Annotated in this window: 23 protein-coding genes and 4 pseudogenes; 18 read left to right on the forward strand and 9 right to left on the reverse strand. The window is 67.5% G+C overall.

From position 1 onward, the window contains the following. Window positions 1-12: 12 nt before the first annotated feature. From QUE51_RS09825 to QUE51_RS09840, 4 genes and pseudogenes are all read right to left on the reverse strand, one after another. A pseudogene (locus QUE51_RS09825) lies at window positions 13-294 on the reverse strand (aldehyde dehydrogenase family protein); the annotation flags it as partial. 185 nt (window positions 295-479) lie between these two features. Then, a complete protein-coding gene (locus tag QUE51_RS09830; protein ID WP_286276219.1) occupies window positions 480-1,085 on the reverse strand; it encodes a hypothetical protein in 606 nt (201 codons plus the stop codon). Beyond that, window positions 1,007-1,561: a hypothetical protein gene (locus tag QUE51_RS09835; RefSeq protein WP_286276220.1), complete on the reverse strand. Its 555-nt coding sequence runs from the start codon at window positions 1,559-1,561 to the stop codon at window positions 1,007-1,009. Before QUE51_RS09835 ends, QUE51_RS09830 begins: the two co-directional genes overlap by 79 nt. Further along, window positions 1,558-1,956 (reverse strand): C-glycoside deglycosidase beta subunit domain-containing protein, encoded by a 399-nt coding sequence (locus QUE51_RS09840; protein WP_286276221.1) that lies wholly within the window; start codon window positions 1,954-1,956, stop codon window positions 1,558-1,560. The genes QUE51_RS09835 and QUE51_RS09840 overlap by 4 nt, the downstream gene beginning before the upstream one ends. A 137-nt stretch (window positions 1,957-2,093) precedes the next feature. Between QUE51_RS09840 and fabG the strand changes: the two genes are divergently transcribed. The 4 genes from fabG to QUE51_RS18075 all read left to right on the forward strand — a co-directional run bounded on the left by fabG (window position 2,094) and on the right by QUE51_RS18075 (window position 4,443). Further along, window positions 2,094-2,852, forward strand: a complete 759-nt coding sequence (gene fabG / locus QUE51_RS09845; RefSeq protein WP_286276222.1) for a 3-oxoacyl-ACP reductase FabG — start codon at window positions 2,094-2,096, stop codon at window positions 2,850-2,852. A 2-nt stretch (window positions 2,853-2,854) separates the two neighbouring features. Beyond that, window positions 2,855-3,328, forward strand: coding sequence for a MaoC family dehydratase (locus tag QUE51_RS09850; protein WP_434017195.1), 474 nt, complete (start codon window positions 2,855-2,857; stop codon window positions 3,326-3,328). A gap of 191 nt (window positions 3,329-3,519) precedes the next feature. After that, on the forward strand, window positions 3,520-4,038 hold the full coding sequence (locus QUE51_RS18070) for an LLM class flavin-dependent oxidoreductase (protein ID WP_350226633.1): 519 nt from the start codon (window positions 3,520-3,522) through the stop codon (window positions 4,036-4,038). A 282-nt stretch (window positions 4,039-4,320) separates the two neighbouring features. Next, a complete protein-coding gene (locus QUE51_RS18075; protein WP_350226634.1) occupies window positions 4,321-4,443 on the forward strand; it encodes a hypothetical protein in 123 nt (40 codons plus the stop codon). A 127-nt stretch (window positions 4,444-4,570) separates the two neighbouring features. Here the strand turns inward: QUE51_RS18075 and QUE51_RS09860 are convergent, their stop codons facing one another. Next, entirely contained in the window at window positions 4,571-5,170 is a 600-nt protein-coding gene (locus QUE51_RS09860) for a TetR/AcrR family transcriptional regulator (RefSeq protein ID WP_286276224.1), read from the reverse strand. Window positions 5,171-5,395: 225 nt separating this feature from the next. Here QUE51_RS09860 and QUE51_RS09865 point away from each other — a divergent pair, with 225 nt between their 5' ends. The 4 genes from QUE51_RS09865 to QUE51_RS09880 all read left to right on the forward strand — a co-directional run bounded on the left by QUE51_RS09865 (window position 5,396) and on the right by QUE51_RS09880 (window position 9,496). Next, window positions 5,396-6,574 carry a C-glycoside deglycosidase beta subunit domain-containing protein gene (locus QUE51_RS09865; RefSeq protein WP_286276225.1) on the forward strand — a complete coding sequence of 393 codons (1,179 nt, stop codon included), beginning with the start codon at window positions 5,396-5,398 and terminating at the stop codon, window positions 6,572-6,574. Continuing rightward, window positions 6,559-6,696, forward strand: coding sequence for a hypothetical protein (locus QUE51_RS09870; protein WP_286276226.1), 138 nt, complete (start codon window positions 6,559-6,561; stop codon window positions 6,694-6,696). Before QUE51_RS09865 ends, QUE51_RS09870 begins: the two co-directional genes overlap by 16 nt. A 120-nt stretch (window positions 6,697-6,816) precedes the next feature. Continuing rightward, on the forward strand, window positions 6,817-7,980 hold the full coding sequence (locus tag QUE51_RS09875; protein WP_286276227.1) for an FAD-dependent monooxygenase: 1,164 nt from the start codon (window positions 6,817-6,819) through the stop codon (window positions 7,978-7,980). A gap of 37 nt (window positions 7,981-8,017) precedes the next feature. Then, window positions 8,018-9,496, forward strand: coding sequence for a GH39 family glycosyl hydrolase (locus tag QUE51_RS09880; RefSeq protein ID WP_286276228.1), 1,479 nt, complete (start codon window positions 8,018-8,020; stop codon window positions 9,494-9,496). Here the strand turns inward: QUE51_RS09880 and QUE51_RS09885 are convergent. Then, the gene (locus QUE51_RS09885) at window positions 9,493-10,635 is read right to left on the reverse strand and encodes an NAD(P)-dependent alcohol dehydrogenase (protein ID WP_286276229.1); all 1,143 of its coding nucleotides are present in this window, start codon (window positions 10,633-10,635) and stop codon (window positions 9,493-9,495) included. The genes QUE51_RS09880 and QUE51_RS09885 overlap by 4 nt on opposite strands. A gap of 194 nt (window positions 10,636-10,829) precedes the next feature. Between QUE51_RS09885 and QUE51_RS09890 the strand changes: the two genes are divergently transcribed. From QUE51_RS09890 to QUE51_RS09930, 10 genes and pseudogenes are all read left to right on the forward strand, one after another. After that, complete coding sequence (locus QUE51_RS09890; RefSeq protein ID WP_286276230.1) at window positions 10,830-11,951, forward strand: ROK family transcriptional regulator; 1,122 nt, start codon at window positions 10,830-10,832, stop codon at window positions 11,949-11,951. A gap of 128 nt (window positions 11,952-12,079) precedes the next feature. Beyond that, a complete protein-coding gene (locus QUE51_RS09895; protein ID WP_286276231.1) occupies window positions 12,080-13,159 on the forward strand; it encodes an ABC transporter substrate-binding protein in 1,080 nt (359 codons plus the stop codon). Then, complete coding sequence (locus QUE51_RS09900; protein ID WP_286276232.1) at window positions 13,156-13,311, forward strand: hypothetical protein; 156 nt, start codon at window positions 13,156-13,158, stop codon at window positions 13,309-13,311. The genes QUE51_RS09895 and QUE51_RS09900 overlap by 4 nt, the downstream gene beginning before the upstream one ends. Before the next feature lie 116 nt (window positions 13,312-13,427). After that, entirely contained in the window at window positions 13,428-14,291 is an 864-nt protein-coding gene (locus tag QUE51_RS09905; protein WP_350226635.1) for a carbohydrate ABC transporter permease, read from the forward strand. 235 nt (window positions 14,292-14,526) lie between these two features. Beyond that, window positions 14,527-15,141 carry a carbohydrate ABC transporter permease gene (locus tag QUE51_RS09910; RefSeq protein ID WP_286276234.1) on the forward strand — a complete coding sequence of 205 codons (615 nt, stop codon included), beginning with the start codon at window positions 14,527-14,529 and terminating at the stop codon, window positions 15,139-15,141. Window positions 15,142-15,144: 3 nt separating this feature from the next. Beyond that, entirely contained in the window at window positions 15,145-16,731 is a 1,587-nt protein-coding gene (locus tag QUE51_RS09915) for a beta-galactosidase (RefSeq protein WP_286276235.1), read from the forward strand. Further along, window positions 16,652-16,879: pseudogene (locus QUE51_RS18385) on the forward strand (beta-galactosidase trimerization domain-containing protein); the annotation flags it as partial. The gene QUE51_RS09915 and the pseudogene QUE51_RS18385, both read left to right, overlap by 80 nt. Next, window positions 16,798-17,142 (forward strand): Beta-galactosidase C-terminal domain, encoded by a 345-nt coding sequence (locus tag QUE51_RS18390; protein WP_434017266.1) that lies wholly within the window; start codon window positions 16,798-16,800, stop codon window positions 17,140-17,142. The pseudogene QUE51_RS18385 and the gene QUE51_RS18390, both read left to right, overlap by 82 nt. Then, window positions 17,139-19,453: pseudogene (yicI, locus tag QUE51_RS09925) on the forward strand (alpha-xylosidase). Before QUE51_RS18390 ends, yicI begins: the two are co-directional and overlap by 4 nt. Beyond that, on the forward strand, window positions 19,450-20,106 hold the full coding sequence (locus tag QUE51_RS09930; RefSeq protein ID WP_286276237.1) for an alpha/beta hydrolase: 657 nt from the start codon (window positions 19,450-19,452) through the stop codon (window positions 20,104-20,106). The pseudogene yicI and the gene QUE51_RS09930 overlap by 4 nt, the downstream one beginning before the upstream one ends. A gap of 515 nt (window positions 20,107-20,621) precedes the next feature. On the opposite strand, the gene QUE51_RS09935 is transcribed toward QUE51_RS09930, so the two are convergent. From QUE51_RS09935 to QUE51_RS09945, 3 genes and pseudogenes are all read right to left on the reverse strand, one after another. Beyond that, entirely contained in the window at window positions 20,622-20,828 is a 207-nt protein-coding gene (locus QUE51_RS09935) for a cupin domain-containing protein (protein WP_286276238.1), read from the reverse strand. A 46-nt stretch (window positions 20,829-20,874) separates the two neighbouring features. Then, window positions 20,875-21,895, reverse strand: a pseudogene (locus tag QUE51_RS09940) (zinc-dependent alcohol dehydrogenase family protein). 47 nt (window positions 21,896-21,942) lie between these two features. Then, the gene (locus QUE51_RS09945; protein ID WP_286276239.1) at window positions 21,943-23,145 is read right to left on the reverse strand and encodes an MFS transporter; all 1,203 of its coding nucleotides are present in this window, start codon (window positions 23,143-23,145) and stop codon (window positions 21,943-21,945) included. Between the last annotated feature and the right edge of the window lie 25 nt (window positions 23,146-23,170).

Below are 23,170 nucleotides of genomic sequence, written 5' to 3' on the forward strand. Positions count from 1 at the left end.
ATCGGTTGCGCATCACTTCGGACTCGAGGCATGACTGAGGTTTTCTTGGTTCGTGTTCAGGTTGACATCAGTACCTCGTCGGCCTGATGGCCATCCTCCCCTGACTTCGGGCAGGAGGATGGCCGGCCGCCACGCTCCGTGCCCAGCGGTGAGATGCAGCCCAACAGCACTGACACTCCCGGTGTCTGAAACCACCCGGCGCGCGACACGGGTCGCGCGGCCAATGTCGCGGGTCCAGATGGCCCCGGACAGCCCGTGCACAGACGAGTTGGCGAGCGCGATGGCGTCGTCCTTGCCATCGAATGTTCGTCAGTCTGACTGAAACCAGGTGCGGCGCTGCTCGGACCTGCGGCGCGGCGAAGGAGGAGCGCCCAAGCGCGCCGGACCGGACGCCTGGCGACCCGTCCGGCGGGAGAACCTGGCTGACCAGCCCGCGCAGTGCGCGGATCAGGCCAGCCAGGTCCACCTTCGCGGGCACGTCACCAGTTCTTGAGCGCTCGCGCCTCAGTCACGTCGGTGATCATCCGCGACCCACTCTTCTCCGCGGCGTCGCGCATCAGCGCCTGCTGACGGGCAATGACGTCGAACGCGTTCTCCCAGTTGTTCCAGTGAAAGCCCTCCCACTCGCTGGAGATCGTCGAGGAGTAGCCGTTGCGGATGTAGGCGTCGAGAATCTCGCGGATCGGCACCGAGGGCTCCTCGCCCTGCTCGTCGATCTCGTAGAACTTGCCGTGGGTGTGCACCACCCATGGAAGGATCTCGACCCATTCCTCTACGAGCCCATGCCCGAACAGCCCTGTCGAGTTGACGGCCAGCTCGACGGCGATGTCCTCCGCGCCGTGCCGACCGGCCAGCTCCACAACATCGGCGAACTGCCGCGCCTGCTCATCGTCCAGCGCGGCGCCGTTTCCGTGCTTCGAGTTCCAGTACGCGTCGATGGCAGTGATCAGCTCCGGCGAGATGCCCCGCTGCTCGTATCGCTTGAAGAGGGAGCGCGGCATCTGCGTCATTGTGGCGCCCCAGTCGGGAATGAACCCCAGCCTGGGGGAGCCGAGCTTCTGGTATCGCTCCAGCAGCGCCTGCATGTGAGGGTGCCGGGGCGTGTGATGCGCGTGGATCTCCATGCCGAGAGTGACGTCGTACTTCTCCGCCAGGGGAGGAGTCGCTCCATGTCGTCCGGGGTGAGCGAGTACTGCACCCGCACGATGGGGAAGCCGAGGCGCTGCGCCACGGCGATCTGCGCCGACATGTAGTCGACCAGCTCGTCGTTGGTCATGAGGCGATCACGGCGGATGCCGGCGTCGGCGTTCGCCCCGAGAGCCACCGGAAGGAGACCGGATGTGTCGACGAGCTCCTTGAAGCTGCGCTCGAACTCCGCACTGACGTTCGGGAATCCCTTGATGCTCTGGAAGCCGACGACCTCGAGGCCGGGTCCCAGCCCGCGCTTCGCCACCTCGCGCACCAGCTCCGGGAAGGTCATCTGCCGCGAATGCCAGAAGCGGGTGAAGCTGTACAGCGTCGTCCCCTGGATGGGCGTGCCGAGCGTCGTGGTGTCGGTCATGATGCCTCCTGCAGTGCCATCGTCTTGGTGTCGCGATCGCGGATCATCCGCACCCCGTCCGCCTTGGGCAGGTACGGGATGTACAGGCCGATCGCCACCTGCACCTCGTGGCTGCCGGCGTCAGGCACGTTCGGCTTCGCGCCCTCCAGCACGGCCGAATCGAGGACGAACCACCAGTCGTCGGTCTTGAACGGGAGTTCATCGAGGCGGTAGGTGCGGCCCTCGACCGTAAAGGTGACCGTCTCGGGCGGAACCTGAACCCCATCGATGCGGAACTCCACGGCGCTGACGGAGGACAGGGGCAGCGCCCGGTACCACGGCATGCGGACGGTGATCGCGACCCGATTGCCTCGCCTCTTCAGTGTGTTCTCTTCGATGATGCTGTCTGAGAGCATGTCACCTTCATTTCTCTTGTCGGACGGACGTGCGAGACGTCGGGGTGGGCACAACTACCGCAGTAGGTAGTATGGGCTCGAATGCGGCGGCACGAGCAAGAATTCGACGGCGTGAGCCCGGGGACAGGAGTGCCACCATGGCGGAATCGCCGAGAGTAGCCGTCGTCACGGGAGCTGCGCGCGGCATTGGGGCGTCCATCGCTCAGCGCCTCGCCGCCGACGGGAGGGCCGTCGCAGTGCTCGACCTCAGCGAGGAGTCGACCGAGGAGACGGTGCGCGCGATCACCGCCGCGGGTGGGCGGGCGATCGGCGTGGGCGCCGATGTGTCGAGCGCCGACGACGTCAAGCGGGCAGTCGACCACGTCGCCACAACGCTCGGGCCGCCGACGATCCTCGTCAACAACGCCGGGATCCTCCGGGACAACCTCATCTTCAGGATGACCGAGGACGACTGGGATGCGGTGGTCTCCGTGCATCTGCGTGGGGCGTTCCTGATGACCAGGGCGGTCCAGACGCACCAGGTGAAGCAGGAGTGGGGACGGATCGTCTGCCTCTCGTCCATCAGCGCGCTGGGCAACCGCGGGCAGGCGAATTACACGGCGGCCAAAGCCGGGTTGCAGGGCTTCGTGAAGACCTTGGCGATCGAGCTCGGGCGGTACAACGTGACGGCCAATGCCATCGCCCCGGGATTCATCGCCACCGACATGACGCGCATCACCGCCGAGCGCATGAAGCTGACGCACGAGGGCTTCCTCGCGCAGGTGGCCAGGGAAATCCCGGTCGGCCGGGTGGGAAAGCCGGAAGACATCGCCGCCGCCGCAGCGTTCTTCACCAGCGACGAGGCCTCGTTCGTGTCGGGTCAGGTGCTCTACGTGGCGGGCGGCCCGAAGGCGTGACGGTGCGGTATGACTCGCCCGTCTCCCTCCTGGAGGCTGTCGGCACGGATCTGGGAGCCACCGACTGGTTCGAGATCGACCAGGATCGCATCGCCGCGTTCGGCGCCGCGACCGACGATCTCCAATGGATCCACCTCGATCCGGAGCGCGCTCGGCAGGGTCCGTTCGGCGGCACGATCGCGCACGGTTATCTCACCCAATCGCTCCTGGTGCCGCTCACCCAGCGGCTGCTGCAAGTCGCTGGCACGGACCTCGTCGTCAATGCCGGGACCGACCGGGTTCGCTTCCTCACTCCGGTGCCGAGCGGCGCGCGGATCCGTCTGCGCGCCACGATCGCCGCCGCGGAGCGGGTGAGCATGGGTGTTCGCGTCAAGGTCGCGGCGACGGTCGAGATCCTGGGCGTCGAACGTCCCGCGCTGGTCGCCGAGACCCTCACGATCTACGTGCCCTCCGCACCCACGGCGGGCGACAGCTGATTCGGCATCCCGGAGAGCGAACTCAGGGCCATCGGATCGGACAACGCCGCCCGGATCTTTCCTGCGCTGCCGTTCTGGTGAGGAACGGACCTCGTCGTTCCGCGCCTCAGCCGGAGACGAAGCCGACGGCCATCGCGGGGCGGCGACTCCAGCGATCGCGGAACCGCGAGGGCGTGCAATGCTGGAAGTTTATGGATGTTCGGATCGCGGTTCAGCCCCAGCTCGGCGCATCGTACGACGACCTGCTTCGGGTCGCGCAGGAGTGCGAGCGGCTCGGCTTCTCCGGCTTCTTCATGGCTGACCACGTCATGAGCATGCGCGACCCGACGAGGGCGCTGCCGGGCCCGACCGACGTGTGGACCACTCTTGCGGCGATGTCCCGGGAGACGACGTCCATCAGGCTCGGGACTCTGATGACCTCGGCGAACTTCCGCCTTCCGGGCATGCTCGCGATCCAGGTTGCGCAGGTCGATCAGATGTCGAACGGGCGAATCGAGCTGGGCATCGGGGCCGGCTGGTCGGAAGAGGAGCACAGGGCGTACGGACTCCCGTTCCCGAAGAAGCGGTTCGACGTGCTCGAGGAGCAGCTCGCCATCATCACCGGGCTGTGGGGAACGCCGACGGGGAGCGGTTCACCTTCAACGGCGCGCACTACCAGCTGCACGACTGTCCGGCCCTGCCGAAGCCGACCCAGTCGGCCCCGCCGGTGATCGTCGGAGGCAAGGGAGCCAAGCGGACCCCGGGCTCGCCGCTGCCTACGCTGCCGAATACAACGGCAGCTACGCGACGGACGATGAGGTCCCGGCGATGTTGGAGCGCATGAGGGCGGCATGCGAAGACGTCGAACGCGACCCGGCGACTCTCATCTTCTCGATCATGTCGCCGCTTGCCGTCGGCTCAACCAACGAGGACCAGTCGAGGCGCGCGGCGACAACGGGGAAGACGCCCGAAGACGTGCGCGACCACGGCGTGGGGGCACGCCCGAGCAAGCGGTGGAGCGGCTTCAGGCTCTAGAAGCGCTGGGCGTCCAGCGGATCTACCTCCAGTTCCCCGGCTTCACCGACCTGGACCACCTCGAGCTGCTCGCGCGCGAGGTGCTCCCGCACTTCCAGTAGGTGCGGCCTTCCTCGATCACGCGGTCGATCTGCGGGGTGGACCCCTTCCTGAATCGCTTCCGCAGATAGGTGACTATCGCGAAGCCAGACGGGGTTGGTTGTCTGGACGGGGCGCTCTGGTGCGTTCTCAGCTCCGCGGGACGAGGAGGCTGAACATCGCCTCGAGCGTGCCTGTCATCTCCTCAGCGCTCTGCCCTTCTGATCGAAGGAAGAGCTGAAGCGCGAGTCCGTCGCGCAGAGCGATGAGGCCGGATGCGAGCTGGTCGGGGTCGATGCTGGCGACCAGGGTTCCTTCTCGCTGCATGTCCATGAGGGTTCCGCGGAGGTCCGTGTGGATCCGCGTGTAGACCCCGCGGAAGAAGTCATGGGCAGGATGCTCAGGTCGGATTGCTTCCGCTGCGAGCTGGGTGAACATGGCCGTGATCGCCGGGGCGGCCGCGTTGGCCCGCACGACCGCGAGGATCGCCCGGAAGGGAGAGCCCGAGTCCGCCAATGTGCGCCGGAAGAGTTCCTCATCGGCCTCGTCCCGTTGGCGCAGCAGGGCCATCAGGAGGTCTTCCTTGCTCGCGAAATGGTGCAGGAGGCCCTGTCGCGAGATCCCGCACGCCTCAGCGATCTCCTGCACCGTGACGCCATCGAAACCGGCCCGGCCGAAGGCGCGGGTCGCTTCGGCCAGGATCTGCTGCTGCCGGGCACGGCCGGGGGCGTACCCGTTTCCCGTTGACACGCCTTCACCCTAACCAGCGAATACTTACGAAGGCGCAAGTGTTCGTGATAGCTTCGCCGCGCTGTCATCCGTGACGCAAAGGAGCTCCACCGTGTCGGTAACCGAGAATGATCGACCGGTGCCGCCGATGCCGCACGAGCACTTCACCGACACTTTCGCGTGAAGCCCTCCTGCTGACTCTCCCCGGGCTCACCCACGCCACCGAAATTCGAAGGAAAAGCACTGATGCTGCTCGAACGCGACCTCATCCAATCCGTCGGCTTCCGCAACGTCCGAGAGGGTGGTGAGATCAGCGGGTTCCAGTTCCGCGTGCGCATGCCGTCCTACCGCGGCATGGCCGCGAGCCTCATCGACGGCATCGGGGTGAGCATCCCGGGCATCGTCGACGTCGAGCCCGACGTGCCCCTTTGGACTCTGCAGGGTGAGACGCACACGCTCGCCGAGCTCTGGGAGAGCGACGGTCTGCGGTGGCCGCTGGAGGACGCGGCCATCATCACCGTGCCCCTCGCGGGCGGTCTGCCCGATGGGGTGCACGAGCTGTCGATCGACCTCCGGCTGCGGATGTCGTACATCCCCGCAGAGCACCAGCCCAGCCGCTACCAGGTCACCAAGCACGTGACGCTGTCGCCCGAGGCATCCGGATCGCCTTTCCGCTACGGCGTCTCGCTCTACAGCTTCATGAGCGACTACGGCACGGTGCTCGACCTCGAGACGGCGATGGCCGGCATCGCCGACCTCGGCGCGACGGGCATCGAGATCCTCGGGGAGGGCCACGTGCCGAACTACCCGAACCCGTCGCAGGAGTGGGTGGACGAGTGGTACCGGCTCCTCGACCGGTACGGGCTCGAGCCGACGAACTACGGCTCGTGGATCGACACGCGCCTGCACTCCAGCGGCGAGAAGGGCCGCGACATGACGGTCGAGGAGGGCACCGCCGCCCTGCAGCGCGACCTCCGGCTCGCGAAGCGCCTCGGGTTCCGCTTCGTCCGCCCGAAGATCGGCGTCGTCTCCAGTGACCTCGTCCCGCACCCGATCTGGACCGAGGTCGTCGAGGCCAGCCTGCCTCTGGCCGAGGAGCTCGACGTCATCATCTGCCCCGAGATCCATTCGCCGACCCCCATCAAGCACGAGGTCGTCGACGAGTACATCGAGTTCATCGAGCGCACCGGCACCAAGCACTTCGGCATCCTGATCGACACCGGCATCTTCCAGGACCGTCCGATCCCGCTGAGCCCGGGGAGCTGCCCGGCCGCCGGCCCGCGTTCCTCGACGGCATCCACGTCGACCCGGCCGACTTCGCCAGGGTCGCCCCCTACACCGTCTTCGTGCAGGCGAAGTTCCACGACATCGACGAGAACCTCGAAGACCAGCAGATCCCGTGGGAGCCCGTGCTCAAGGCGATGAAGGACGCCGGCTACACCGGCTACCTCTCCAGCGAGTACGAGGGCGTGCGCGAGCCCTGGCGCTCCATCGAGCAGGTGCGCCGTCAGCACTCCCTCATGCGCCAGACCGCCGACAAGCTCTGACGCGGTCTTTCCTCCCTCAGCAGGTCTCGGACCAGAACGGAGGTTCTGGTCCGAGCTGCGTGCCCGTCCTCGGGCCACGAGCCCTAACGTTGCTCAGAATCGCTCGGAAAGGAGCACGTCATGGCAGAGCCGTTGAAGATCCTGATCGTCGGCGCTGGTATCGGCGGTCTGACGACCGCCTCCGCCCTGGCACAGATCGGCGCTCGGGTCGACGTCATTGACGACAAGCCTGAGATCAGTGTCGCCGGCGTCGGCTTCGGGCTGCGCATCAACGGCCTCCGAGCGGTGCGCGAGATCGGTCTGCTGGAGAAGGTCCTCGAGGTGGGCCACCCCGCGCCCGGGATCGACAACTACGACCCCGACGGAAACCTCCTCAGCACCATGAGCTACGGCTCCCAGGAGGAAGGCCTTCCGGGCTGCGTGACGATGTCGCGGCTCGCCTTCCTCGAGCTGGCCGCGCAGCAGGCCCTCCACAACGGCTGCACCTTCCGCATGAGCACGACCGTCACCGATGTCACGCAGGACGAGGACAAGGCGGCAGTCACCTTCAGCAGCGGCGACCAGGCCGACTACGACCTGGTCCTGGGCTTCGACGGCCTCAACTCGCAGATCCGCCGTGACTACTTCGGCGAGAAGTACGCTCCCCGCCCGGTGGGAGGTGTGGCGTGGCGCGCGGGGCTTCCCAACCGACGCAAGATCATGCAGCCGATCATCTGCCAGGGCTACGGCGGCAAGATCATGCTCACGCCGCTGTCGGCGGAGACCATGTACATGGTCCTCACGGTAGCGGAGGAGGGGCGCCCTCGGTACGACCCGGCGAACATGGCCCAGATCATGCACGATCGTGCGCTCGCCCTCACCGGAGGATCCGAGTTCCTGGCCGACGCGCTGGAAGACGTTCGTTCTGCCGAGAACGTCGCCTACACGCCCTACTCGACCGTGTGGGTGCCGTACCCGTGGTTCCGGGGCCGCGTGATGATCATGGGCGACGCGGCACACACCATGACCCCGTACCTCGGGTCGGGAGCCGCCATGAGCATCGAGGACGGAGTCGTCCTCGCGCAGGAGCTCGCGAAGGATCAGTCCCTGCTCGATGCCCAGCTCAACTTCATGAAGCGCCGCCTGCCGCGCGTTCGCGCGGTTCACGACCGCTCGATCGAGGCGATGCTCGAGGAGTTCGACTCCGTGACGCCGGAGGCGTTCCGCGCTCGCATCGAGCACCTGCGCCACGACGAGCCGATCGCGAACGAGTACGCGAACCGCCTTCTGCGGATGCCCTACTGACCGGCCGGACCGGCCCCCACTTTCGAAGGAGATGCTCGTGTCGCGAACCGACGAATCGTCCCCCGTCGGCACTCCCGCGTCGGCTTCCCCCACCCGACTGCTCGTGGTCGACGCCGGCGACGAGAGTGCCTTCCGGCCGCTGAACGGCGTCGGGGGCATCCCTGGGCCGGTCGCCGGCTACCCGCAGTTCCCGGACATGACGCCCCTGTGGCGCGACGCGGGGGTCACCGTCGTGCGGTCGTACGACTGGGTCTCGCGGCTCGACACACGCAACAATCCGACGAGCCTCTTCCCCGACTGGGACGCCCCCGTCGACGATCCCGCGAGCTACAACTTCGCGGCGACGGACGAGTGGGTGGAGGCTGTGCACTCGATCGGCGCCGAGGTCATGTTCACGGTGGCCAGCTCGATACCCTCCAACAAGCTCCCCGCAGAGGACATGGACCTCTACGGCCGGGTCGTCGAGCGGATCGTCCGCCACTACTCGCAGGGGTGGGCGGGCGGGCCGTCGAAGCCCATCCGCATCTACGAGTTCGGGGACCAGCCCGACCTCGGACCGCTGCACTTCGCGGGACGCCCCGACGAGTTCTACGCCATGTACCAGGCGTTCTGCGAGGCGGTGCGCCGCGTCGACCCGTCACTGACGGTCGGCGGGCCGGCCACCGCGTTCGCCCTCGAGGCTGATGCGCCGTACCGGGAGGGCTTCCTCGAGTTCGTGCGAGACAACGAACTGCCGTTGGACTTCTTCTCCTTCCTCTGGTTCACCGATGGCAGCCGCGATCCTCTCGACTACCGCTACGTGTCCGCCGAGCTGCGAGCCCTGCTCGATCGCTACGGCTTCACCCACACCGACCTGACGCTCTGCTACTGGAACTACCTCGCGGTTCCCAGCAGCTCCGCGCCGGCGCCTGAGAAGGGCGCGTTCCAGGCGGCGACGGCGATCTACCTGCAGGACACCGTTCTCGACCATGCCTTCTTCTTCCGCGCCGACAGCGGGCTCGACCCGCACTACGGCTTCGTCGATCCGGGCGGTGTCGGAACGGCGGACGGCGCTCCCGACGAACGCTCCCGCGCGCTCGCCCTTGCCGGACGAGCGCTCAGGGGCCACCGCCTGGCGGTCACCGGCGGGGACGAATCGGGTCTGGCCTGCGCGGCCGGTCGCGACGGAGATGTCGTGCGAGTTCTCGTGGCCAACTACGTCGCCCCTGACGTGGCGCTCGCCGAACGGGCGGAAGATCGCTTCACCTTCCGCATCCCCATCGGCACTGAGCGCATCGAACTCGGCCTCGCCCTGCCTCCGCAACGGCCCGAACTCGCGTCGGCAGGTGTGGCATCCGCCCACCTCGACGTCCGCAATCTTCCCTGGGCCGGGCGCACGGTGAACGTGACCCGCACCTCCATGACCGGAGCCGTCGACGGCCCCCACGACGCCCGGGTCTCCGACGCGGGCGACCTCCAGCTCGACCTCGACCTCGTACCTCAGTCGGTGTTTCTCGTGGAGATCCAGGCGCGCTAGTCGGACTCGGCGGTTCGCCGCACACCTGTTCGCGTGCCTCGCCGGCAGGGCATCAGAAGCACCGGCTTGATCGCCGCGCCCGCCTCCATATCGTCGATCGCCGTCGCGATGTCGTCGAAGGGATAGGTGGTCACGAGCTTCTCCAGCGGGAAGCGACCGGACTGCTGCATCGCGATGATCTGGGGGATCGACTGCGATGGAACCGAGTCGCCCTGGACCACGCCGACCACGTGCTTGCCCACCATCTTCGAGAGTCGCACCGAGTCGTCGCCCCGTCCGGTCGCGATCATCGCCAGGGTCCCGCCGAGGCGAAGCGCCTCGAGGGATCGCTCGATGACGCTCGGAACAGCGGTCGTGTCGATGACCGCATCTGCCCCGGCTGGTGTGAGAACCCGGACGAGTTCCCGGATGTCCTCGGTGCGCCCGTCGACCGCCGACGTCGCCCCCACCTCGAGCGCCGTGCGGAGCCGGCTCGGCGTCACGTCGACGGCGATCACGTGGGCGGCGCCCGCGGCGGAGGCCGCCATCGCCGCCGACAGCCCGACGGCGCCCACCCCGTTCACCACGACCGTGTCGCCCGGTGCGATGCCGGCACTCCGCCAGACAGCGCCGGCGCCCGTCTGCACGCTGCAGCCGAGCGGCGCTGCGAGCTCGAAGGGGAAACCGTCAGGAATGGGCACGACGGCATCCGCATGCACGAGGGCATAAGTCGCGAACGACGACTGGCCGAAGAACGACCCGTGGAGCGGAGATCCGTCGCGAGCTCGAATGGCGGACGAGCCGCTCGCCGGCTGGCAGCCGAAGTTGAGCTCGATCGCTCTCACGCAGAGCGCCGGGTGACCTGTGACGCAGGCGGCGCAGTGCCTGCACGCCGCGAACGACAGGACGACCCGGGCGCCTGCCTCAAGCGAGGTGGCCGCGGACCCGACGGCTTCGACGACGCCAGCACCCTCATGGCCCAGCACGACGGGCGTCGGCACATCCCGGTGTCCGCCCGCCACGGCGATGTCGGTGTGGCAGATGCCCACGGCGCGCATGCGGACCCGGACCTGGAAGGGGCCGGGCTCCGGCACCTCGATCTCCTGAAGGGCGAACCCGCCGCCGTGCTCGTGGACGACTGCGGCTGTGGCGGAAACCATGGGACTCCTTCGGCGACACGCACCAGGAACGCGCATCTCGTCCGATGGTCTCAAGCCTCCTGGTCCCTGTCACTGTCGTGTTTCTTCCCCGAGGGGTCTCCGCATGGAGGAGGGGAGCGCGTCGCGGTGCAGGCTGCGATCGCCGTGAACAACGGTGAGCGGTCGCAAGTGCTGAAAGTAGTTAGCCTCTGACCATGACGACGTGGCGGTGGCCCGATATGCACACCGGGCAGAAGGCCGTGCTGCAGGAGGTGCTCGTGCACGGGGCGCTGTCTCGAGCCGATCTCTCCCGCCGCACCGGGTTCTCGAGGACCAGCCTGACGCGCCTCTCGCGTGATCTGGTCGATTTCGGACTGGTCGAAGAGGGCGAGACCCGGATGCTCGAGGGACGCGGGCGCCCGGCCGAGATGCTGTCGCTTGTCGACGACTCCGCACAGTTCGCGGGAGTGAAGCTCACGGGCGACTCCCTTCACGCGGTTGTCACCAACCTCAGCTCCCGCGTGCTGCGGACAGTGGACCAGCCTCTGCCGGATCGCTCGGTGGAGGGCGTCATCGATCAGATCGGCGAGGTGCTCGGCGACTTCCGGCGATCGTTCCCGCGCCTCTCGGCCGTGGGGGTGTGCCTGGCCGGCGACGTGTCGAGCTGGGATGGCGAAGAGGTGGTGCTGAGATCGCGGTTCCTGGGCTGGGACGGCGTCCCGGTCCACCGGCTCGTCGCGGAGGCGACGGGACTGAGGGTGGCGGTCTCGAACGACGTTCAGGCCCTCACCGCGGCCCACCACTGGTTCGGCGCCGGCGTCGGCCTGAGCACGTTCGCTGTGATCGGCCTCGGCGCCGGCATCGGCGCTGGGCTCGTCGTCGACGGTCACCTCGCCCGCGGCGGGCACGGGCGCGCGGGGAAGGTCGGGCACACGCAGCTGGAAGACGCAGGCGACGACATCTGCGATCTGGGTCACCGTGGGTGTGCGTCCACGGTCGTGACCATCCCCTCCATCCTTCGCCACGCGTCGGCCGACAGCTTCGAGGACGTGCTTGCCGCCGTGGATCGCGGCGATCCCGACGCGATCGCGGCGATGCAGAGGGCGGGATCGGCCCTCGGGGCCGTCATCGCCCAACTCGTGAACCTGGTCGATCCGGACAAGGTCGTCGTGACCGGCGAGGGGCGTCAGGTGGCGGAGCTGGCGTCCGCCGACATGCAGAAGACTCTGGAATCGCGGCTCGACGAGGGCGGCTCGGCGGCGGTCGAGGTGTGGCCGTTCGAGTTCGCGGACTACGCGCGGGCGGCCGCAGTGACGGCTCTCCGTAGTCTCGTTTGAGCTTCTTGACATTTACTCCCCTCGGGGTACAAAATGGCCGCGACGCGACGCGGAGCCGTTGCCCTACGAAGGAGTAGTGACCTATGAAAAGGAGCTTTCGCGCTTCTGTACTAGCCGCCGTCGCCGTCGTGGCCTTCGGGCTCACCGGCTGCTCGGCGGGTCCTGCTAAGGACAGCGGACCCATCACCCTCGAGTACTGGACGTGGGCTCCCAACGTGCCGGACGCCGTGGCGACCTGGAACAAGGCCCACCCCGACGTCCAGGTGAAGGTGACCGAGGCCGCCGGTGCGGACGACATCCTGGCCAAGGTGCTCGCCGCTCAGCGCGCCGGCAACGGCCCCGACATGTTCGCCGCCGAGTACCAGAAGCTCCCGAACTTCGTCGTGAGCGGGGCTGCCCTGGACATCACCGACATGATCGGGAAGGGCAAGGACGACTTCGCGGAGGGCACCTGGTCTCAGACGACGGTGGGCGGAAAGATCTATGCAGTTCCGCAGGACGTGGGACCGATGGTCTTCATGTACCGCGCCGACCTCTTCGAGCAGTACGGCCTGGAAGTGCCGAAGACGTGGGACGAGTACGCCGCACTCGCCGCGAAGGTGAAGCAGGTGGCGCCCAACGCCTACCTCGGCGGCTACCCGGATGACGGCTCGACGTTCATCGCGTACGCACAGCCTCTGAAGGCCGACTGGTGGTCGACCGACGGCGACTCGTGGAGCGTGGGAATCGATGGCGCGGCCTCGAAGCGGGTCGCCGACTTCTGGCAGCCGCTGGTGGAGCAGGGCCTCATCGACACGACCCACTTCTTCACTCCGGAGTGGGGCCAGAAGATGAACGATGGGACGCTGCTCAGCTGGACCGCGGGAGCTTGGGCTCCTGGCGCAGCGCTGTCGGTCGCCCCCGACACCGCGGGCAAATGGAAGATCGCGCACATGCCGTCGTGGGACGGCGAGACCACGAGCGGAGTGATGGGCGGGTCCTCCGCGGCGATCACCCCCACGTCGAAGCACCCCAAGGAGTCGATGGAATTCCTCGAGTGGCTCAACGGCTCTGAGGAGGGCTCCAACCTGCTGGCCTCCGGGGGCTGTTCCCCGCATCCGTGCACGGGCAGGCGGATCTCGGGAAGCAGCCGATTCCGGATCTGGTTTCCGGTCAGTCCGACTTCTGGAAGGTCGCCACCGACATCGCAGGCAGCACCGCGGCAGTGACCTGGGGCCCCAACGTGCAGGTGGCGTACGACACGTACAGCGACGCGATCAAGAAGGCGACAGCCGACAAGACCCCGTATGCGGATGCCCTCAAGACGACACAGGAGGCCGTGGTCGCCGACTTGAAGAAGACCGGCTTCACCGTCAAGTAGGACGACCAGCGCGGGAGCCGCACATGCGTGCGGTTCCCGCGCACCCGTTTGGAGAACCGATGTCCAGCTCGCCCGTCGCCCGTCGCCACAGCATCCGCCCACGTTTAGCGCCGTGGGTGTTCCTTTCCCCGGCGATCCTCCTGTTCGTCGCCTTCCTGCTCGTTCCCATCCTGTACGCCATCTATCTCAGCGTGATGGCGATGCGGGTCGACGGCGGCGCCTTCGGAGTGCGGCGCCTCGTATTCGTCGGATTCGACAACTACGTCAGGTCGCTCACCGATCCCGAGTTCGTCGCGTCGCTCGGGCGGCTCGCCCTGTTCGGACTCTTCTCGGTGCCGATCACCCTCGGGCTTGCCCTGCTGTTCGCGCTCCTGCTCGACCTGCCGGGAATCCGGTTCGGCCGCTTCAGTCGGACCACCATCTTCCTTCCCTACGCGGTGCCGGGGGTGATCGCGTCTCTCCTGTGGGGATTCATCTATCTGCCGACCACGAGCCCCGTCAATTTCGTGCTGCGGCAGCTCGGCCAGCCGACCGTCGACTTCCTCAACTCCGCCATCTACTCATCGCTCATCAACATCGCGGTCTGGGCGAGCCTCGGGTTCAACATGATCGTGCTCTACACCGCTCTGCGCTCGATCCCGAGTGACATCTACGAGGCCTCCAGGATCGACGGTGCGAACGAGTGGCAGATCGCGTGGCAGATCAAGCTGCCTCTCATCGCGCCCTCCCTCCTCCTGACGCTCCTGTTCTCGCTGATCGCGACCCTGCAGTCCTATTCGGAGCCCACCACGCTGCGTTCGCTGTCGAACTCCATCTCGTTCTCCTTCTTCCCGCTGATGAAGGTCTATCGCGACGCGTTCAGCAAGGACGACATGTCGGGCGCTGCCGCGACCTCGGTCGTGCTCGCGCTGGCGACGCTGCTCGTCTCGTTCGCGCTCCTGCGGATCCTGCAGCGGCGCACCCTGGAGGGATCCCGATGAGCGTCGCCGCCCATCCTCGACCCGCGCGCGGCCGTGTGCTGCCGACACTGATCCTGCTGGCAGGCGCGATCTATACGGCGATCCCCATCGTCTGGGTCGTCACAGCAGCCACGAAGTCACGCGGCGAGCTGTTCTCCACGGCTCCATTCCTCCCCGGCACGGGTTTCTTCGACAACGTGATCGATCTCTCCACGTACGAGGGGGCGCGTTCTGGAAGTGGGCCTTCAACAGCCTGGTGTACGCGGGAGGGGGAGCCGCGATCTCGACGCTCGTCTCGGCGGCGGCGGGATACGCGCTTGCCCGCTATTCGTTCCGGGGGCGGGCGATCGTCTTCACCACTCTCCTGGCCGGGGTCATGCTGCCGCAGATCACCCTGGCGATCCCGCAGTACTTCCTGGTCAGCGCCACCGGACTCGCGAACAGCTACTGGTCGGTTCTGCTGCCCACCTTCATCAATCCCTTCGGCATCTATCTCGCCTGCCTCTATGCGCAAGCGGCCGTGCCCGAGGAGACCATCGAGGCGGCGCGCATCGACGGGGCGAGCGAATTCCGGATCTTCCGCATCGTCGCTCTGCCGATGATGCTGCCCGGCCTCGTCACGGTGCTGATGCTGCAGTTCGTGGGCATCTGGAACAACTTCCTGCTGCCGTTCATCATGCTGAGCGACGAGTCGAAGTTCCCGCTGACCACTGGGCTGTACCTGCTGCTCAACCGCGGGACGGGCACCCCGGTGCTGTATTCGCTCGCCATCACCGGCGCGCTCCTGTCGCTGATCCCGTTGGTCGCGCTGATGCTCAGCCTGCAGCGCTTCTGGAAGCTGGATCTCATCAGCGGAAGCTTGAAGGGCTGACTCATGGAGATATCGATCGCCGGCCCCCGCCTCGTCTTCGGGGCCGACTACAACCCTGAACAGTGGCCTGAGAGCACGTGGGCCGACGACATCCTGCTGATGAAGCGCGCCCACGTGACCAACGTCAATCTCGGGATCTTCAGCTGGGGTCTCCTCGAGGTCGACGACGGGGTCTTCGAATGGGGCTGGCTGGACCGGATCATGGATGCTCTCGCGGACGCGGACATCGGGGTGAACCTCGCCACGCCGACCGCCGCTCCGCCGCAGTGGCTCTGGCAGAAGCACCCCGAAATCGGAACCGTCTCGGACGACGGCGTGCGCACCGGCCCAGGCGGCCGGCTGGGATGGTCGCCGAGCTCGCAGGTGTTCCGCCGCTATGCCCTCCGGATGGTCCGCGCGCTCGCCGAGCGGTACGCGTCGCACTCGGCCCTGCGGTTGTGGCATGTCAGCAACGAGCTCGGCAACGAGAACGCCTACTGCTACAGCGACGAGACGGGGAACGCGTGGCGGGAGTGGCTGCGAGGGACCTACACAACGATCGACCGGCTCAACGACGCGTGGGGCACTGCGTTCTGGGGGCACACCTACACCTCGTTCGGCCAGATCCAGCCTCCCCGCACGGCGAGGACGTCCCACAACCCCGGTCTCCTGCTGGACTTCGACCGGTTCAGCTCCGACGCCCTGCTCGCGCATTACGAGGCTGAACGGGCGGTGCTCCGTGACGTGACGCCCGAGGTGCCGGTCACCACCAACTTCATGATCATGAGCACCGGACATCTGCCGGACTACGCCAAGTGGGCCGGCGCGGTCGACTTCGTGGCGAACGACCACTATCCGTTCGGCGGGAATCCAGATCGCCTGGCGGAGCTCGCGTTCAGCGCGTCCCGCACTCGGGGCGTCGCATCGGGCGGCAACTGGCTGCTCATGGAGCACGCGACGAGCGCCGTCAACTGGCAGGGGGTGAATCACGCCAAGGCTCCCGGGGACCTCGCGCGCGACTCCCTCACTCATGTGGCGCACGGCGCGGATGGGGTCATGTTCTTCCAGTGGCGGGCCTCGACAGCCGGCGCCGAGCAGTTCCACTCCGCCATCGTTCCCCACCGCGGGGCGGACTCACGCATCTTCCGTGAGGTCGAAGAGCTGGGGGCCCGGTTGGAGCAACTCGCCGAGGTACGCGGCACCTCCGTCGAGCAGGGAAGCATCGCTCTGGTTCTTGACCAGACGGCCATCCACGCGATTCATGCGACCCGTGGCCCCACGTCTGGAGTCGACCCCTACGAACTCGCCCACCGCTGGCACCGCCATCTCATCGAGCGGGGTTTCACCGTGGATGTGATCACGCCGCATGCCCGACTCGACGGGTACGAGGCAGTCCTTGTGCCGTACCTCTTCCTGACTGCGGATGACTTGGAACCGCGGTTGGCCGCCTTCGCGCGTGCGGGAGGACATGTGCTCGTCTCGTTCGGCTCCGGCATCGTCGACGAGACCATGCGCGTCCGCGGAGGGGGATATCCCGGGGCCTTCCGAGAGCTGCTCGGAGCCGTCAGCGACGAGGTGCACCCTCTCCCGCAGCGCGCTGGTTCGTCTTGACAACGGCTGGGTCGGACGATCGTGGACCGAGACGACCGAGACCTCGGGTGCGGAAGTCCTCGCGGCATACCGGGACGGAGTCGCCGCCGGCGGCCCTGCCATCACCCGCCGGAGGACGGGCGACGGGACCGCGACGTACGTCAACACGCTGCTCGACGAGGACTCCTCCGCGTCGTTCCTGGATCGCTTTGCAGCGGAGCTCGGGCTGACGCCTGCCGTCCGCGTCGACACGGGTCTGGCGGTTCGCCGCCGACTAGGAAGGAGGCTAATTACCTCTTCCTGATGAACCAGACCGATCGCCCGCTGCGCGCGGAGGCGCGGGGAACCGATCTCGTCACCGGGACCAGCTACGACGACGGGATAGAGGTGGCCGGAGGCCAGGTCGTCGTGCTCAGGGAGGACTCCGCGTGAAGTTCACAGATGGCTTCTGGCAGCTGCGCGATGGGGTGACGGCACTGTACGCCAGCGAGGCCTACGAGTTCCGGCACATCGGGAACAGGCTGCAGGTGCTCGCGCCGACCAAGGAGATCACGACACGGGGGACACTCTCAACAGGCCCGCTCTGACACTGACCCTCCATTCCCCGCTTGACGGTGTCATCGGTGTGACCGTCGAGCACCACCGGGGCGGTGTCCGTTCCGCCGGGTTCGACCTGGTCGGAGCCCAGCCGGACAGGGGAACGGTGGAGGTGGGAGATGGTGAGGCGTTCCTCCGCTCTGGCGGGCTCACCGCACGCATCCGGGCCGGGGCTCCGTGGGAGCTGGTCTTCGAGCGGGACGAGATCGAGCTGACCCGAAGCGGCCCCAAATCGATTGCGTTGATGTCGGTGAGGGATGAGGCTCGTCTCGGCGAGCGCGGCTTCGAACGTCCGGAGGGTCCTCGGGCAGCGGGCGATCGAACCTATCTCGTGCAACAGCTCAGCCTCGGAGTCGGGGAGCTCGTCTACGGGCTCGGTGAGCGGTTCGGGCCCCTTGTGAAGAACGGCCAATCGATCGAGATCTGGAACGCCGACGGGGGAACCTCGAGCGAGCAGGCCTACAAGAACCTGCCCTTCTACATCTCCAATCGCGGGTACGGCGTCCTGGTCGATCATCCAGGACATGTCGCCTTCGAGATCGGGTCCGAGGCGGTGGAGCGGGCCCAGTTCGCCGTGGCCGGGCAGCAGCTCACCTATTACGTCATCGACGGGGTAGACCCCGCCGGCGTCCTCGAGCGATACACCGCCCTGACGGGGAGGCCGTCGTCGGTGCCCGCCTGGTCCTTCGGGACCTGGCTGTCCACGAGCTTCACGACCGCGTACGACGAGGCGACGGTCACGTCGTTCATCGATGGAATGGACCATCGTGATCTGCAGCTGAGCGTCTTCCACTTCGACTGCTTCTGGATGCGCGAATTCACCTGGTGCGATTTCGAGTGGGACCCGCATGTCTTCCCTGATCCGGAAGGCATGCTCCGACGTCTGCACGATCGAGGTCTGAAGACCTGTGTCTGGATCAATCCCTACGTCGGGCAGTGGTCTCCGCTGTTCGACGAAGCGCGCGACGCCGGTTACCTGCTGAGGCGTGCGGACGGCACCGTCTGGCAGTGGGACAAGTGGCAGGCCGGGATGGCGATCGTCGATTTCACCAACCCGGAGGCGACCGCCTGGTACCAGGACAAGCTCCGCGTGCTGCTGCGCCAGGGGGTCGACGCTCTCAAGACCGATTTCGGCGAGCGGATCCCCGTGGACGTGGTCTGGCATTCCGGAGCCGACCCTGATGCGATGCACAACTACTACACGCAGCTCTACAACGCGACCGTCGATGAAGTGCTGGAGGAGGTGCATCCGGGGGAGTCGATCGTGTTCGCCCGATCGGCGACCGTCGGCGGTCAGCGGATGCCCGTGCACTGGGGCGGCGATAGCACGTCGAGCTTCGACTCCATGGCGGAGACGCTCCGGGGAGGGCTCTCGCTCGCGTTCGGAGGCTTCGGCTTCTGGAGCCACGACATCGGCGGCTTCGAGGGCGTTCCCGACCCCGCGGTGTTCAAACGATGGATCGCGTTCGGGTACCTGTCGAGTCACTCCAGATTCCATGGCAGCGACAGCTACCGCGTGCCCTGGTCGCTGGACGAGGAATCGGTCGACATCACGCGACGTTTCGCGCGGCTCAAGATGGCGCTGATGCCGTACCTCTTCGAGACCTCCCGTGTCGCCACCGAGCGGGGCCTCCCGGTCATGCGCCCGATGGCGCTCGCCTATCCCGATGATCCCGGCGCTGCCTACCTCGACAGGCAGTACATGTTGGGCCCTTCGCTCCTGGTCGCGCCGGTCCTGAGGGCCGATGGGGCTGTGGAGTTCTACCTGCCACAAGGCGGATGGACCTCATTCCTCACCGGCGCGCGCGTCGAGCAGGGCGGATGGCGTAGGGAGCACCATGCGTTCGACTCCCTGCCTCTGTACGTGCCCGATGGATCTGTCATCCCCGTCGGAGCAGTGACCACGCGACCGGACTACGACTATCTGGAGGGTCTGAATCTCCGGGTCTTCCCTGGACCTGGAAGCGGTTCCCGAACCGTCCGGGTTACTCGTCCCGACGGCAGCGACTCGAGCTTCGAGGTGAACTGGACTGATACGGAGGTCACTGCGACCTCTGATGTGCCGGACGGCTGGGGCGTGGTGCTCCCCGGAAGGTCGGCGATCGCTGCGGAGGGCGGACGCGTTCGGATCGCGAGGCAGTCGTGATCGGGGACCACATCCTCGTCCTGCCGGGTGGCGGGTACGAAGACCTGGCCGCCCACGAAGGAGAGCCGGTCCAGAAGTGGCTCGAGAGGGCGGGGGTTGCGGCGAGCGTCTGCCCATACCCGGTGAACAGCCGCCATCCCCTTCCGCTCGAAGCCATCCGCGCCGAGATCCGAAGGGTGAGAGAGGCCGGCGCGGAGCGGATCGGCCTCATGGGGTTCTCGGCAGGTGGCCATGCAGCGGCTTCCGCCGCCCTGGCGCCGGGCGCCCGGCCAGACGAGAGGGTGGATGCGGTCGTTCTCGGGTATCCCGTCGTGTCCATGGAACTGGAGACCCATGCCGGGTCGCGCCGCGCCCTGCTCGGAGACGAGCCGGCGGACAACCTGCGCGCCCAGACATCGGTGGACCGGATGGTCACACCGCAGGCGCCGCCCTTCTTCATCTGGCACACGGCTCCCGACGACGCGGTCCCCGTCGAGCACAGTTACCGGCTGGCTTCGGCTCTCGCACGGGCCGGTGTCAATCACGAATTCCACGTCTTCGCGGAAGGTGGGCACGGCCTCGGAATACGCGATGTGCCCCTCGGGGCGGTCGTCTGGCGGGAGCTATGTGAGCGGTGGCTGGGTACTCGGGGCTGGCTACCGCGGGAAGTGTGAGTCCGACCGGAACTGGCGAGGCTCAGCTCTTCTGCGCCTCCTGAAGGTCACGCTCGCACTGGGCGCCGTGGGGCGCCGCGGATGTCGCGCCGCACACGATCGCTTCGAGGGACCGTCGTCCATGAGCCGAGCGGAACCGCGCCCCACTTGCGCTTGAGGACACCGTCGGAGAAAACTGCTTCCTTCCTTCGTAGGTTCTTCAATCTTGTGAGTCGGGGTGCTGAGTGGTTCCACCGCCCGACTGGGTCGGCATGCGAGCAGCGCGACCAAGTGAAGAAACCCTGCAGTGGGTCGCCGACGCGATGGGCTCGGCGGTGCCCGCCGACATCGCCGTGCGTTTCCTGCATGGCGGGTCGACGAGCGCAATTCACGAAGTCACATTCGGCGCTGGAACGTCGGTGGTGCTGCGTCGGTGGATCTGTCCGGATTGGAAGCAGGTCGAGGCCTACCTGAGTCCACGCCATGAAGCGGATGCTCTGCTGGCAGCGTCAGCGAACTCGTTGCCTGCGCCGGCCCTACTGGCCCTCGATGAAGAGGGGGATGGTCTGGCCGACGGCGTGCCGGTGCCACGCCGTGTGGGCGCCGGGGGTGAATCTCACCAGATTGAGCCGGGCCCGGGATGGCTCGGTGCCGGCGTAGTAGACGTTGAAGGAGACGTCTCCGGTGAACCACTCGGCCGGCCCCTTCGCGGTGGGCGACTTCGGCTGGCGTTCCGTGCTCATGCGCTCTTCCTCTCCTGTTGCGGGTGCAGCTTCTCCTCGTGTGCGGCTATGGCCGAAGCAGAACCTTGATGGCCCGGCGCTCGTCCATCGCCGCGTAGCCCTCGGCGGCCTGCTCCAACGGGAGCGTGAGGTCGAACACCTTCCCCGGGTCGACCTCCCCGCTCATGATGAGCCCGATCAGGTGCGGGAGGAAGTGGCGCACGGGCGCGGGTCCGCCGTGCAGGTGCACGCCGGAGAAGAACAGCTCGAGCCCCGGCAGCTCCACCTCGTGCGAGACGCCGACGTACCCGACGTGGCCGCCCGCGCGAGTGGCGCGAAGCGACTGGATCATCGACTCCTGGGTGCCGACCGCCTCGATGGTGGAGTGCGCACCGAGGCCGTCGGTGAGCTCCTTGATTCTCGCCACGCCCTCGTCGCCGCGCTCCTCGACGATGTCGGTGGCGCCGAAGCCGCGGGCCATCGCCTGCCGGTCAGCGTGACGGCTCATCGCGATGATGCGCTCCGCGCCGAGCTGCTTCGCGGCCAGGATCCCCAGCAGACCGACGGCGCCATCACCCACGACCGCGACGGTCTTGCCGGGCCCCGCCTCGGCGGCGACCGCCGCGAACCAGCCGGTGCCGAGCACATCGGACGCCGCGAGAAGGCTCTTGATCTGCTCGGGGCTCGGGTCGCCCTCGACGGCCACGAGGGTGCCGTCAGCCAGAGGGATCCGGCAGTACTCCGACTGGGATCCGGTCGCGGCGCCCGGCTGGGCGTGCACGCAGTGGCTCTGGTAGCCCGCCTTGCAGATCTCACAGGTGTTGTCGGAGGCGAAGAAGGAGCCGACGACGAAGTCTCCGACCTTGATGTCCCGCACTGCCGCCGATCTCCTCGACGACGCCCACGTACTCGTGCCCCATGGGCACCGGCCACGTGTCCTGCCCGATGCCGCGGTAGGGCCACAGGTCCGACCCGCAGATGCAGGCGGCGGTGAGCCGGATGATCGCATCGGTCGGCTCGACGAGCGCCGGGCGATCCCGGTCCTCGACGCGAACGTCGCCGGGAGCGTGCATGAGAACTCCACGCATGGTGTTCCTCGTTGTTTCTGAGCGAGATGGATGAGGTCGCCGAGCCGTCAGCGCCGGATGAACGCGGATCTGCGGCCGGAGAAGGTGAGAAGCAGCGCGACCAGGCCGAGCCCGATCGAGGCGACCGGCAGCGCGAGGCCGTCGAAGGGGACGAGCAGGGCCGCTCCGAGAATCCCCGCGCCGAAGATGGCGAGGTTGAACGCGACCGGCAGGAACGAGTTCGCGACATCGGAGTTCTCGCCGCCCGACACGGTCAGCGCGGCCTGCAGCTGAGCGGATGCCCCACCGAAGCTGACGCCCCACAGCGCTGCGGCGACCAGCAGCGCGGGAGCGAACGCGTGGGCCACCAGGAGGACGGCCGCAGCGGCGACGAACGCCGCGACGCTGAGGTGCAGGAGCGGTGCCGGGTGCCGGTCGAGGAGGGCGCCGGTGAGGCCCACGCCGAGGAGGGACGCGAGCCCGTAGACGAGGAGCATCAGCTCGGGCGGGATGCCCGTCCCGGTGGCGCGGAGGTAGGGGGCGACGTACGTGTAAATGGTGCTGTGCGCGAGCATCCAGACGGCGATCACGGCCAGGACGATGGGGACGCCGCGAAGGGCGAAGACCCGGCCGAGCGGAAGCTGCGCCGCGGCGGGCTGGCCGCCGGCGTCGGGCACGACGAAGAGCACGAGCCCGGTCACGAGGATGGCAAGGCCGGTGAAGGCGAGGAAGGACCACCGCCAGTCCGTGACGGATCCGATCCACGCGCCCAGAGGGGTGCCGAACGCGAAGCCGAGCGGCGCGCCGACCGACATGATCGACAGGGCGACCCCCGAGCGCGTCGGTGGGCTGATCCGCAGGGCGTAGGCGGCGAGCATCCCCCAGAGGATGCCGGAGAACGAGCCTGCGACGAATCGGGAGACGAGCGAGAGGACGACGTCCGAGGAGAGCGCGGTCACCGTGTTGCCCAGTGCGAGGCCGGCGACACCGGCGAGCAGGAGGGGCCGCCGCCGGAACCGCCGGGTGAGGCTGATGGCCGGAACGGTGACGATCATGGTGCCGAGTGCGTAGGCGCTCACGAAGAGCCCGACGGTGCCTTCGCTCGTGCTCATGCCGTCCGCGATGTCCGGAAGCAGCCCAGCGGGCATCGTCTCGATCGACACCAGGAGAAACCCGATGAGCGCCAGGACGATCAGCGCGGCCAGAGGCAGACGGCGAGGGACGGAGGCGGGGAGCGGAAGCGTGCCGGATCCGACAGTCGAGAAGGTCATCGCATCGAGTCAACGCGGCAGCCGG

It is taken from the genome of Naasia aerilata (assembly GCF_030296595.1).
Lineage (GTDB): Bacteria > Actinomycetota > Actinomycetes > Actinomycetales > Microbacteriaceae > Naasia > Naasia aerilata.